Genomic DNA, 13,132 nt, shown 5'->3' on the forward strand with positions numbered 1-13,132 from the left:
CGGGGTACCGGGCTATCTCCCGGTAACCGCGTCAGCCGCCCAGGCAGCCCGGGCCCAGCAGTGCCTTCAGATCGCCCATCAAGGCCGAGGACGGCGAGACGCGGAGATTGTCGGCGACCTTGAGCGTGGTGGTGCGGTCGCGGGAGCCGACATGCCGGATGTGCACGTCGGCGGTGCCCGGATGCCGGTTCAACACCCGCTTGAGCTCACCGATCTTGTCCGGTGTGCACAGCCGGGTCGGAATCACCACCGACACCGGCTTGTCCACGCCGATCGACGAAAGGTCCGGCACCACAAGGTCGTTGGCGATGAGCGAGACCCGGTCGTCGCGCGCGCTGACCCGCGCCTTCACCAGCACGATGGCGTCCTCGGTGACGTCCATGCCGTACACCGAGTACGACTGCGGGAAGAACAGCACCTCGATGCCACCGCTGAGATCCTCGAGCTGCGCCGACGCCCACGGCAGGCCGTTCTTGTTCACGCGCCGCGTCACATTGGCGAAGATGCCGCCGATGGTGACCTGCGCGCCGTCCTTGACCTCGCCCTCGAGAATGGCCGGAATCTGGGTGTCGGACTGGGCCGCCAGCACGTGCTCGACGCCATTGAGCGGATGCCCGGACACGTACAGGCCCAGCATTTCCCGCTCCAGCGCGAGCTTGTGCTTGGTCTCCCACTCCTCGTCGGGGACCTTCACATTGAAGACGCTGGCGATCGACTCGTCACCCTCGTCGAGCCCGCCGAACAGGTCGAACTGCCCGATGGCCTCGGCCTTCTTGGTGGACATGACCGCGTCGATGGCGTCGGAGTGCACCAGCATCAGGCCCTTGCGCGGATGCCCGAGCGAGTCGAAAGCCCCTGCCTTGATGAGGGATTCGGTGACCTTCTTGGTGCAGGCGATGGCGTCGATCTTGTTCAGGTAGTCGGAGAAGTCGGTGAACTTCGACTTCTCCTTGCGCGCCTGAATGATCGAGGCGACCACGTTCGCGCCGACATTGCGCACCGCGCCCATGCCGAAGCGAATGTCCTTGCCCACGGAGGCGAATTCGAGTTCGGACTCGTTGACGTCGGGCGGCAACACCTGGATGCCCAGGCGGCGGCAGTCGGCGAGATAGACGGCGGCCTTGTCCTTGTCGTCACCGACGGAGGTGAGCAGACCGGCCATGTACTCGGCGGGGTAGTTGGCCTTGAGGTAGGCGGTCCAGAAGGAGACCAGACCGTATCCGGCGGCGTGCGACTTGTTGAACGCGTACCCGGCGAACGGGAGAATCGTGTCCCACAGCGCCTTGATGGCGGGCTTGGAGAAACCGTTCTCCAGCATGCCCTTTTCGAAGCCCTCGAATTCGGCCTCGAGGACCTCGGCCTTCTTCTTACCCATGGCGCGACGCAGAATGTCTGCTCGACCGAGCGAGTACCCGGCGACCTTCTGCGCGATCTGCATGATCTGCTCCTGATACACGATCAGGCCGTAGGTATCACGCAGGATGTCCTTGAGTGGCTCTTCCAATTCGGGGTGAATCGGCTTGACCTCTTGCCGCCCGTTCTTTCGGTCGGCGTAGTCGTTGTGCGCGTTCATGCCCATGGGACCCGGGCGGTACAGCGCGAGCACGGCGACGATGTCCTCGAAGCCGGTGGGGATCATGCGGCGCAGCAGGTCTCGCATGGCGCCACCGTCGAGCTGGAACACGCCGAGAGTGTCACCGCGCGCGAGCAATTCGTAGGTGGCCGGGTCCTCGAGGGGCAGCGTGTCGAGGTCGAGTTCGATGCCGCGGTTGTTCTTGATATTGACCAGCGCGTCACCGATGACGGTGAGGTTGCGCAGGCCCAGGAAGTCCATCTTCAACAGGCCGATGGCCTCGCAGGAGGGGTAATCCCACCCGGTGATGATCGCGCCGTCCTGCGCGCGCTTCCAGACCGGGATCGCGTCGGTCAGTGGCTCACTGGACATGATGACCGCACAGGCGTGCACGCCCGCGTTGCGGATCAGACCCTCGAGCCCGCGCGCGGTCTCGTAGATCTTGTTGACGTCCGGATTCGTATTGATGAGCTCACGAACCTCGGCCGCTTCCTTGTACCGCTCGTGTTCGGGATCCATGATGCCCGAGAGCGGAATGTCCTTGGCCATGATCGGCGGCGGCAGCGCCTTCGAAATCTGGTCCGCGATGGCGAAACCCGGCTGGCCGAACTGCACGCGCGCCGAGTCCTTCAGCGCCGCTTTGGTTTTAATGGTGCCGAAGGTGATCACCTGGGCGACCTTGTCGCTGCCCCACTTCTCGGTGGCGTAGCGGACCATTTCACCGCGACGGCGATCGTCGAAGTCGATATCGATATCGGGCATGGACACGCGCTCCGGGTTGAGGAAGCGCTCGAACAGCAGACCGTGCGGAATCGGGTCGATGTTCGTGATGCCCATGGCGTAGGCGACCAGCGAACCGGCCGCCGAACCACGGCCCGGGCCGACATTGATGCCGACGCTGCGGGCGTAGGTGATGAGGTCACCGACGACGAGGAAGTAGGCGGGGAAGCCCATTTCGTTGATGACGCCGAGCTCGTACTTGGCGCGCTGGATGTATTCCTCCGGCGGACCGCTCGGGAAGCGGCGGTCCAGGCCCTTCATCACCTCGTGCTCGAGCCAGCTGGCCTGGGTGTGGCCCTCGGGCACCGGGAAGATGGGCATCCGGTCGCGATGCTTCCAGACGTCCTCGTAGGACTGCACGCGTTCGCCGATGAGCACGGTGTTGTCGCACGCGCCGGGGACCTCCGCGTCCCAGATGGCGCGCATCTCCTCGGCGGACTTGAGGTAGTAGCCGGAGCCGTCGAACTTGAAGCGGGTCGGGTCCGAGAGCGTCTTGCCGGTCTGAACACACAGCAGCGCTTCGTGATTGGCCGCGTCGGACTCGTGCACGTAGTGGCAGTCGTTGGTGGCCAGCGGCGGAATGCCGAGCTTCTTGCCAATGTCGAGCAGGCCCTCGCGCACCCGGCGCTCGATGGACAGGCCGTGGTCCATCACCTCGAGGAAGAAGTTCTCCGGCCCGAAGATCTCCTGCCACTTGGCGGCGGCTTCCAGGGCCTCGCGCTCGTGGCCCAGGCGCAGGCGGGTCTGCACCTCGCCCGAGGGGCAGCCGGTGGTGGCGATGATGCCCTCGGCGTACTCGGCGATGATCTCGGCGTCCATGCGCGCCCACTTGCCGAGCTGACCCTCGATGGAGGCGAGGCTCGACAGCTTGAACAGGTTGCGCAGACCGGTCGCGTTCTCGGCGACCATGGTCATGTGGGTGTAGGAACCCGAACCGGAGACGTCATCGGACTTCTGCGACGGGTCGCCCCACAGCACGCGCTTGGTGTTGAACCGGGACTCCGGAGCGATGTACGCCTCGATGCCGATGATCGGCTTGATGCCCTGCTTCTTGGCGGAGTTGTAGAACTCCGAGGCGCCGTACATATTGCCGTGGTCGGACATGCCGACGGCGGTCATACCCAGCCGGGTCGCCTCTTTGAACAAGGGCGTGATCTTCGCCGCGCCGTCGAGCATCGAGTACTCGGTGTGGTTGTGGAGATGAACGAATGATCCCGACGAGGCTGACACTCGGCCATCTTAAGGGCACCCGCCGACAGGTTCCGAAGGCACGCGGGGGCGGGTCACGAGATCGGCGTGGCGGTGTGCGCGTGTCGTGATCTGGGCCACCGATCGCACCGCTCGCTAGGCCACCGACGCCGCCGCGGGCTCGATCTGGGTTGTGGTGCGGCGCGCCGCGCGAGCGCCCCGCACCACCAGCGGCAGCACCCATGCCGACGCGATCTGGTCCAGACTCTGCGCACCGATGCCGAGGCGGTTGTGCACGAATCCGACCGAAAGTCCCTGCCGCGGATCGGCCCAGCCGAAGGATCCGCCGAGACCGATGTGCCCGAAGCCCGCGCGGGCACCGGGGACGGGCAGAGAGTGATATCCCATGTGCCACATCATCGGGATGTAGAACAGGGCGTGGTCGAGCGCGTACGTCTCGACGTGCCGCATGGCCCGGATGGTCTCCGGCGAGAGGTACCGGCGACCCCGGTGCATACCGTCATTGGCGAGCGCCCCGTACACCGTGGCCAGACCGGTGGCGGTGCAGACGCCATTGCCCGCACCGAGTTCGGTGCGCAGGATGGGCGGCTCATCACCCTCGAGCAGCAGATCCAGGCCGGGCAGGAACAGGGCGCGCGCGGCGGCGCCCAGCGCGCCGGGCAGCGTGTAGGCGCGACCCAGGACCAGCGAGACGTAGTTGGTGCCCACCGCCGACAGCTTGTTCCCCTGCAATACCGCCGCGCGCGTCGGCGAGCCAGCGGGCGGCATGCCCAGGTGAATTCCCTCCGCCCCCAACGGTTCGGCGACCTCGGTCCGGAACAATTCCGCCATCCCGCGCCCGGTGACCGCCCGCGCCAGACCCGCCAGCAGCCAGCCGTAGGTCAGCGCGTGATAGGTCGGAATCCCCAGCAGGTGATCGGGTTTGGCCGCGGCCAGCTGCGCTTCCATCATGCGGTGATCGAGCACGTCGTCGAGTCCGCGCGCGATGGCGGGCAGCCCGTAGAGCCCGGCCCGGTGGGACAGGACCTGCCGCACCGTGATTCGCTCCTTGCCATTGGCGGCGAATTCGGGCCAGTAGTGCGCGACGGGGGCGTTGTAGTCGATGAGCCCGCGGTCGGCGAGCCGGTGGATGACCGTGGCCGAAATACCCTTGGTGGCCGAGAAGACGATGGAGCCGGTGTCGGCGTCCCACTCCCGGCCGGGCGCGGCCTCGCCGGTCCAGATCTCGACCAGCGGCTCACCCCGCAGATGCACCGTGAGCGCGCCGCCCGCGCCGGGACGACCACCGACCAGCCGCGCGAAAGTGCGTACCAGCGGACCGAATTCGGCGCTGGCGTAGCCGCGCACCGAGCCGGGCAGGTCCACGAGACCCGTCGAGGAAGCGTCATTGCTCACCCATCCCACGGTACGAGCGGTGGGTGAGGCGGGGCAATGACGCGGGGGCGGAAGTTATTGCCGTTGCCCCAGTGGTTATTTCGAGTGTCCGGTTCGGGATGGGCTCGTTATCGCGCGCGGGTGCGTACGCTGAACTCCATGCGTACGCTGCGGTCGGTACTGCTGGCTGTGTTCGCCGTCGTCGCCCTGGTGGCAGGGTGCTCGACGAAACAGGAGGCGGCCGCCCCACCCCGGGTGACCGGCGACTTCCACGGAAACATCGAGATCCCCGACCATCCGCTGGCCGTCGGGGTCAGCTTCGCGAACGATGGCAAGGCCACCATCGACATTCCGGCGCAGGGTGTGCAGGAGAAATCGCTCAGCGATGTGAAGGCCGATGCCGACGCCGTGTCCTTCTCGATCACGAAGTTTCCGGGAAACCCCTCGTACCAGGGCAAATACGATAAGGGCGCGGACCGCATCACGGGCACGTTCACCCAGGCGGGCAAGTCGTTCCCGCTGAACCTGGACCGCGGCAAGGTCGAGACACCGCCGCGCCCGCAGGAGCCGAAGCCGCCGTTCCCGTACAAGTCCGAGGACGTCAGCTATCGCAGCGGCGATATCACCATTGCCGGGACACTGACCGAACCCACCACCGGCGGCCCGTTCCCGACGGTCGTGCTGATCAATGGCAGCGGGGCGAACGACCGCAACGAGCAGATCCTGGGCCACAAGCCGTTCCTGCTGTTGTCCGACACCCTCACCCGCGCCGGGTACGCGGTGCTGCGCACCGACAAGCGCGGCGTGGGCAAGACCGGCGGGGACCTGGACACGTCGACCTATCAGGATCTGACCGATGACATCGCCGCCGGAATGACCTTCCTGCGTGGGCGTTCCGAGATCGATGCCAAACGGATCGGTCTGCTGGGCCACAGCGAGGGCGGTTACCTCGGTCCGCTCTACGCTTCGCGGCCGGACAGCGGCGTGGCGTTCGTGATCATGATGGCGGGCCCGGCGGTGCCCGGCTCGGATGTGCTGGTGCTGCAGAACCGGCTCATCCTCACCGCCGAGGGCGCGAGCCCCGAGGAGGTCGACAAGCAGGTCGGCTTCTCCGACACCCTGGCCACGCTGCTGCGGTCTGGGGATCTGACGGCCGCCAAGAACTATGTGCGACAGCACAATGACGAGCTCCCGGTCGACAAGAAGCTTTCCGAGGACGACATCAATGCGCTGGTGACGCCCTACATGGCCGCCCTCGTCGGCTATGACCCGGCCCCGGCGCTGCGGGCCCTGCGCATGCCGGTGCTCGCCTTCTACGGCACCAAGGATCTGCAGGTGCCCGCCTCCCAGAGCGAGGGCCCGGCCCGCAGCCTGCTGGCCGCGGACCCGGACGCCACCGTGCACGTCTTCGACGGGCTCAATCATTTGATGCAGCCCGCGGATACGGGCAGCCCGAAGGAGTACGCCACCATCGAGACCACCATCGATCCGCAGGTGCTGACCTATGTCACCGACTGGCTGACCCAGCGCTTCCCGCCCGCACACTGACATTTCGGGCAGAGTGGTGGCGTGGGAATTTACGAAGACCGGGTGCTGCCGCACCTCGTCGACCTGTGTTGCGGCACCAAGCACCTGAATCCCGAACGCCAGCGCATCTGCTCCGGCCTGCACGGGCGGGTGCTCGAGATCGGCTTCGGCTCGGGACGCAATGTGCCGTTCTATCCGGACACGGTGAAATCCGTGAGCGCGATCGAGCCCGCCGATCTCGGCTGGCGCATGGCCGCCGAGCGGGTGGCGGCCTCGCCGGTGCCGGTCGAGCGGTCCGGCCTGGACGGCCAACACCTGCCGTTCGCGGACAACAGCTTCGATTCGGCCCTGTCCACCTGGACGCTGTGCACCATTCCCGATGCGGAGACCGCGCTCGCCGAGGTGCGCCGGGTTCTGGTGCCCGGCGGCACTTTTCATTTCGTCGAGCACGGTCTCGCACCGGATGCCGGTGTGGCGAAGTGGCAGAACCGGTTGAATCCGCTCCAGAAGGCGGTGGCCGGTGGCTGCCACCTCAACCGCGATATTCGCGGCCTGATCGAATCCGCGGGATTCGAGATCCGCGATATCGACCGCTATTACCAGCCCGACGGCCCCAAACCGTGGGGTGCGCTCACGCTGGGCGTCGCGGTATCCGCGTGATCGGCACGGCGGTATCCGCGTGAATCCTATTGCGGCCAGCCGCCGTACGGGACGGTGATCAGCTCCATGTAGTGCCCGACGGGGTCGAGGAAATAGATCCCGCGGCCGCCGTCATTGTGGTTGATCTGATTGACGCCCTGCTGACGCGGATCGGCCCAATAGGTCATGCCGTACCGCTTGATCTTGTCGTAGGCCGCGTCGAACTCGTCCTCGGACACCAGGAAGGCGTAATGCTGCGGTTGCGGCTCGCCCTCGAAACCCGGTGGCAGGTTGGCGAAGTCGAAGGTGACGCCATTACCGACGGTAATCGGAATGAACGGACCATACGGCTTGCCCGCCTCCACCCCGAGAATGTCCGCCCAGAATTCGGCGGAGACTCGATTGTCCTTGCTCGCGACGATCGTGTGGTTGAACTGGATAGTGATAGGAATTCTCCTGTACTCGTGACGATCCCGACCCTGGACCGGTACAAGTCGGCCGACAGGAGCATCGCCACCGCTTCGACGTTAACCATTCGCCACGGAATTCGCCAAGTCTCCCGTGCGAACGATCACACTCGCCGGGGCGCGGAATACTCCTGCTCGGGGCGGCCGGTGGAGCCGTAGCGCAGTTGCATCCGCAGGTCACCGGCACCGACCAGGGTCGCCAGGTAGCGCTGGGCGGTGGCGCGGGAGATGCCGATCGCCGCCGATACCTGCGCGGCGGACATGGGTACGTCGGCGGCCCGAACCGCTTCCAGCACCAGGTCTTTCGTGTGCGAGGCGGGTGCGAGCGTCACGCCACCGGCGGTCGCAGCCGCCTGCGGACGCAGCGCCGCCAGGGCCAGATCCACATCGGCCGCGGTCACCTCCGGGGCGGACAGGATCCGCCGGTACCGCGCGTATCCGGCCAGTCGCGCGGCCAGGGCGGCGTGATCGAACGGCTTCACCAGATACCCCAGCGCCCCGGCCGTCAATGCCGCCCGGATCGTCCCCGATTCCGTTGCGGCCGTGAGCATCATGGCGTCGAACCCGATCTCGCGCACCAACTCGACACCCGACCCGTCGGGCAGATACACATCCACCAGTGCCAGATCGAAGGTGTGCTCGGCAATCGCGGCCCGCGCGGCGGCCAGACTGTTCACCGTCGCCTCGACCGTGAATCCCGGTAGGGCCGAGACGATCCCGGCATGCAAATTCGCCACGCGGAAGTCGTCATCGACGACCAATACGCTCAGTTCTCCGCGGCCCACGCCGCCTCCTCTTCCGATAACACACCCGGCATCCGGGCAATGAATTCCGCTCCGGCCAAAGGGGTCTCGTCCGGGCCCGCATCACGGCGGGCATCACCACCCGGATCGGCCAACCGCACATCCCCACCCCGAGCCCGCGCCACCTGCCGAGACAGCGCCAGACCCAGCCCCCGCCCGCCGGGGCCGCCACCGGCCTTGGTCGAAACTCCCTCGGCGAACAGAGAATCCATCAATTCGGCCGCGACGCCCGCCCCACTGTCCGCGACCGCGATGTGCAAGGTCTCCCCATCCCGTACCAACTCGACCTCGACTACCGGTTCGGACGCGCCGTCCGCCGCGGCGGCGTCGATGGCGTTGTCGATCAGGTTGCCGAGCACGGTGGTGACATCAACGGGGGCAGAGAGATTCGCGTCGACCCAGGTGTTCGGGCCGAGCCGGAGCTGGACGCCGCGCTCGCGAGCATGCGCGGCCTTGGCCGCGAGGAACGCCTGAAGGTACGGATCACGGATGGCGTCGAGGCCCGGCAGGGTCGCACCCAGCGGGCCGGTGCCGAGCAGGTCGTCAAGGTAGCGGGTGGCCTCGTCTGGCCGGTCGGTATGCAGCAGCCCGCTGAGCAGATGTAGCCGGTTGGCGAATTCGTGGCGCTGGGCGCGTAGGACGGTGCTCATGGTGGAGACCGCGTCGAGTTGGCGGGTCAGGGATTCCACGTCGGTGCGGTCGCGGACGGACAGGACCGCGCCGAGGGCTCGCGAGTCGCGGGTGACGGTGCGCGCCGTGACCACCACGATCCGCTCCCCCACCGCCGCCTGCACCGGCTCACCATCCGCGTCCCGGAAGGCTTGCAGCACACGGGGAGTCAGCCCGATCGCATCGACCTCGCTGCCCGGCGCGGGGTCGATACCGAGCAGGCGGCGGGCTTCGTCATTGACGACGGTGATCCGCCAGCTCGAGTCGACGGCGACCACACCCTCGCCAATGCCGTGCAGAACCGCATCTTGCTCACGCACAAGATCGGCCAGATCGGAAGGTTCCAAACCGAGCGTCAAACCATGCCAGCGACGGGCCAGCAACACCGATCCGGCGATACCGGCGAGCAGCGCGCCACCGATGAGCAGCCCCGCCCGGCGGAGGTCCCGCAGGAGTTGATCCCGCACCGCCGCCGTCGAGATTCCCACGCTCACCTCGCCCACCACGCGCTCCCGAGGCTGGCCCGCGGGCGCGGCCGCGGTGCTCGATTCGGCCCCCGCCCCTGGCGCGGGCACAGTTCCAGTCCCCGGAGATCCAGTCTCGGGCGCGGGCGCAGCCCCGGGCGCGTTCTGGGCCGCAGGCGCGGGCGCGGATACTGAATCCGGCCGCAGGACCGGGACTTTCGCACGGACGGATTCGCCGAGGGTGCCGTGTTCCTGGATGACGACCTCGGATCCGGCCAGGGCGCGGGAGGGGTCGGTGCTGACCTTTTCGCCGAGGCGGGAGCGGTCGGGGTGGGCCAGGCGGATGCCCGCATCGTCGGTGATCACCACGAACAGCGCATCCGTGCGCAGGCGCGCGCTCTCGGCGATGCCTTCTAAATTCCCGGCGGCGAGTTCCTGCCTGAGCGCCGGTCCGGTCTGCACCGGGCTGTCCGCGTAGCGCGCGACCTCGGCGCGGACCTGCGGGTCGGAGGCGACGGTGCGGGCGATGGCCAGGGCGCGCTGGCCGTATTCGTTGGAGAGGCGCTCACCGCTCACGTAGGCGAAGACCCCGAATGCCAGTCCCAGCGTCAGCCCCACCACGGCGATCTGCAAGAGCAGGATCTGGGTCCGGAGACGGACGGAGCGGGGGCCGAGCGAGAACACGGGCGACAGTGTAGACAACAGCGCGCAAACGCCTGAGCAGAATGCACAAAACGGTCGAATCGTCAGTTGTGTGACTTGCGCACACAACCGGGCCGAGTGTGACCCGGCGCACGTAGCTTCTGTCCAACGCCGCGAAAGTGGCATTGGAAACAGGAGCAGTAATGAGCACACCGACCACTGAGCGCAACGACGCGCCTTTGATCGAACTGCGTGGCGCGACCAAGCGGTTCCCCGGCAATAACGGCGGCATTCACACCGCCGTCCGCGATCTCAACTTCACCGTCGCCGCGGGCGAATTCGTCGCCGTCGTCGGCCCCACCGGCTGCGGCAAGTCGACCACGCTGTCGCTGGTCTCCGGCCTCGAGCCCGCCTCGGCCGGTCGAACCCTGGTGCGCGGCAAGGATGTTCGCGGCATCCCGGACGGCGTCGGCTACATGTTCCAGCAGGATGCCGTGCTGCCGTGGAAGTCGGTGCTCGAGAATGTGGCGCTGGGACCGAAGTTCCGGGGCGTCACCAAGGCCGAGGCCCGCGAGCGCGCGGCCCGCGGGGTGCGCACGGTCGGCCTGGCCGGATTCGAGAACTACTACCCGCATCAGCTGTCGGGCGGCATGCGCAAGCGCGTCGCGCTGGCGCAGACGCTGGTCAACGACCCGGAAATCATCCTCATGGACGAGCCGTTCAGCGCGCTCGACGTGCAGACCCGCCAGCTCATGCAGGACGAACTGCTGCGCGTGTGGTCGGGTACGAACGCCGCGGTCATCTTCGTGACCCACGACCTGGAAGAGGCCATCGCCCTGGCCGACCGCGTGGTCGTCATGACCGCCTCCCCCGCGACGGTCTGCGGTGACTTCAAGGTCACCCTCGACCGCCCCCGCAATGTCGAGGAAGTCCGCCTCACCGAGGAATTCCGCGACCTCTACAAGGAAATCTGGGAAACGCTGCGCGATCAGGTCGAGGCGGCGCGCACGAAGGGAGCGTCTCGTGTCGCATAACGTCATCGAGCAGACCGCCGCCACCGCACCCGAATTCGAGGTGGAGACCGAGGACCAGATCCTCTCCCGCGTTCGTAATAACGCCCGCAAGAACAAGATCCGCACTTGGGCCCTGCGCGCCCTGATCGTGCTCGCCTGGCTCGGTTCCTGGCAGCTCACCGCCACCTACTGGATCGACCCGTTCTTCTACTCCAAGCCCTCCCTCATCTGGGACCGCCTGGTCGAATGGTTCACCAAGGGAACGCAATTCGGCTCCATCTGGCTACAGCTGTACACCACCGTGCAGGAGGCCGTGCTGGGCTTCGCCATCGGCACCGTCGCGGGTGTCGTGCTCGGCGTGCTGCTGGGCCGCTCCCGCTACTGGGCCGATGTGCTGGCCCCGTTCATCAAGGCGCTCAACGCGGTTCCCCGCATCGTGCTGGCCTCGCTGTTCATCATCTGGTTCGGTCTGGGCCTGCAGTCGAAGGTGGCCACGGTCGTGGTCCTGGTGTTCTTCGCGGTGTTCTTCAACGCCTTCACCGGCGCGCGTGAGGTCGACGGCAATGTCATCAACAATGCCCGCATCCTGGGCGCGAGCCGCGGCCAGGTGCTGGGCTCCATCGTCCTGCCCAGCGCCACCACCTGGATCCTGTCGTCGCTGCACACCGCCTTCGGCTTCGCGCTCATCGGCGCGGTGGTCGGTGAATACGCCGGTGCCAGCAAGGGTTTGGGCCTGCTGATCAGCAATGCGCAGGGCACCTTCGACGCGGCGGGCATCTACGCGGGCATGATCATCATCACCGTCGTCGCGCTGGTGGCGGAGTGGCTGATCGGCCTGGCGGAGAACCGCCTGCTGAAATGGCGTCCCTCGCAGTCGTCCTCGGCGCACGGGATCTGAGCCATGAGGTACCGCAAGCATCTCGCCCTGATCCTGCTGGCGATCAGCTCGCTGCTGCTGGTCACCGGCTGCCGCGACTCCCGCACGATCCCGATGGCCAATGGCCGCCCGCAGATCACCATCATGGTCGGCGGCCTGGAGAAGGTCATCTACCTGCCCGCCATGCTCACCGAGAAGCTGGGCTTCTTCAAGGCCAATGACATCGACGTGAAGCTGCTGGGCGAGCAGTCCGGTGCGACCGCCGAAACGGCGCTGCTCACCGGCGACGTGCAGGCCGTGGTCGGCTTCTACGACCACACCATCGACCTGCAGGCCAAGGACCAGTGTCTGAAGACGGTCGTGCAATTCGCCGATGTGCCGGGCGAAGTCGAGCTGGTGTCCAAGCAGGACGCCGCGGACATCAAGTCCCCCAAGGACTTCAAGGGCCGCAATCTGGGTGTCACGTCGCTGGGCTCGTCCACCGACTTCCTCACCCAGGCCCTGGCCGGGCAGGCCGGACTGCAGACCTCCGACTACACCCGCGTGAAAGTCGGTGCGGGACAGACGTTCATCGCGGGCATGAACCACAATGGCATCGACGCGGGCATGACCACCGACCCCACGGTCGCCAAGATGGTCACCTCCGGGGACGCCCAGATCCTGGTGGACATGCGCAAGGAGCAGGGCACCCGCGAGGCGCTCGGCGGCCTCTACCCCGCCGCCTCGCTGTACATGCGCTGCGAGACCGTCGCGAGCCATCCGGACATCGTGCAGAAGCTGGCGAACGCCTTCGTCCAGACGCTGGGCTGGATCAAGTCGCACACGCCGGAGGAGATCGCCGCCAAGATGCCCGCGCAGTACGCGGGCGGGGATCCGAAGCTGTACGTCAAGTCGATCACCGATTCGATCAGCATGTTCAACGGTGACGGACTGATGAAACGCGAAGGGGCGGAGAACGTGCTGCGGATCCTGTCGCAGTATTCGCGCAATGTGTCGCCGGTGAAGGATCGCATCGATCTGGATGCCACCTACACCAACGAGTTCGTGGAGAAGGCGCAGGGCGCGCGTAAACCCTGACCTGCCCGGCGGAACCGC

At 66.8% G+C, this 13,132-nt stretch carries 10 protein-coding genes; 5 read left to right on the forward strand and 5 right to left on the reverse strand.

Annotated features, from left to right (window positions below):
- Positions 1–31: 31 nt before the first annotated feature.
- The gene (gene dnaE / locus VMT40_RS35930; protein ID WP_326364107.1) at positions 32–3,583 is read right to left on the reverse strand and encodes a DNA polymerase III subunit alpha; all 3,552 of its coding nucleotides are present in this window, start codon (positions 3,581–3,583) and stop codon (positions 32–34) included.
- 114 nt (positions 3,584–3,697) lie between these two features.
- Positions 3,698–4,957 carry a serine hydrolase domain-containing protein gene (locus VMT40_RS35935; protein WP_326364109.1) on the reverse strand — a complete coding sequence of 420 codons (1,260 nt, stop codon included), beginning with the start codon at positions 4,955–4,957 and terminating at the stop codon, positions 3,698–3,700.
- Between the two features lie 138 nt (positions 4,958–5,095).
- Here VMT40_RS35935 and VMT40_RS35940 point away from each other — a divergent pair, with 138 nt between their 5' ends.
- On the forward strand, positions 5,096–6,484 hold the full coding sequence (locus tag VMT40_RS35940; protein WP_326364111.1) for an alpha/beta hydrolase family protein: 1,389 nt from the start codon (positions 5,096–5,098) through the stop codon (positions 6,482–6,484).
- Positions 6,485–6,505: 21 nt separating this feature from the next.
- Complete coding sequence (locus tag VMT40_RS35945) at positions 6,506–7,123, forward strand: class I SAM-dependent methyltransferase (RefSeq protein ID WP_326364113.1); 618 nt, start codon at positions 6,506–6,508, stop codon at positions 7,121–7,123.
- A gap of 26 nt (positions 7,124–7,149) precedes the next feature.
- On the opposite strand, the gene VMT40_RS35950 is transcribed toward VMT40_RS35945, so the two are convergent.
- The 3 genes from VMT40_RS35950 to VMT40_RS35960 all read right to left on the reverse strand — a co-directional run bounded on the left by VMT40_RS35950 (position 7,150) and on the right by VMT40_RS35960 (position 10,189).
- Positions 7,150–7,548, reverse strand: a complete 399-nt coding sequence (locus VMT40_RS35950; protein WP_326364274.1) for a VOC family protein — start codon at positions 7,546–7,548, stop codon at positions 7,150–7,152.
- Positions 7,549–7,673: 125 nt separating this feature from the next.
- Positions 7,674–8,354 (reverse strand): response regulator, encoded by a 681-nt coding sequence (locus VMT40_RS35955; RefSeq protein WP_326364114.1) that lies wholly within the window; start codon positions 8,352–8,354, stop codon positions 7,674–7,676.
- A complete protein-coding gene (locus VMT40_RS35960; protein WP_326364116.1) occupies positions 8,336–10,189 on the reverse strand; it encodes an ATP-binding protein in 1,854 nt (617 codons plus the stop codon). The genes VMT40_RS35955 and VMT40_RS35960 overlap by 19 nt, the downstream gene beginning before the upstream one ends.
- A 161-nt stretch (positions 10,190–10,350) precedes the next feature.
- Here VMT40_RS35960 and VMT40_RS35965 point away from each other — a divergent pair, with 161 nt between their 5' ends.
- The 3 genes from VMT40_RS35965 to VMT40_RS35975 are packed head-to-tail and all read left to right on the forward strand — an operon-like array spanning position 10,351 to position 13,114.
- The gene (locus VMT40_RS35965) at positions 10,351–11,181 is read left to right on the forward strand and encodes an ABC transporter ATP-binding protein (protein ID WP_326364117.1); all 831 of its coding nucleotides are present in this window, start codon (positions 10,351–10,353) and stop codon (positions 11,179–11,181) included.
- On the forward strand, positions 11,171–12,058 hold the full coding sequence (locus VMT40_RS35970) for an ABC transporter permease (protein ID WP_326364118.1): 888 nt from the start codon (positions 11,171–11,173) through the stop codon (positions 12,056–12,058). Before VMT40_RS35965 ends, VMT40_RS35970 begins: the two co-directional genes overlap by 11 nt.
- Positions 12,059–12,061: 3 nt before the next feature.
- Positions 12,062–13,114 carry an ABC transporter substrate-binding protein gene (locus VMT40_RS35975; protein ID WP_326364120.1) on the forward strand — a complete coding sequence of 351 codons (1,053 nt, stop codon included), beginning with the start codon at positions 12,062–12,064 and terminating at the stop codon, positions 13,112–13,114.
- The last annotated feature ends 18 nt before the right edge of the window (positions 13,115–13,132 follow it).

Source organism: Nocardia sp. CDC160, assembly GCF_035818795.1.
Taxonomy (GTDB): Bacteria; Actinomycetota; Actinomycetes; order Mycobacteriales; family Mycobacteriaceae; genus Nocardia.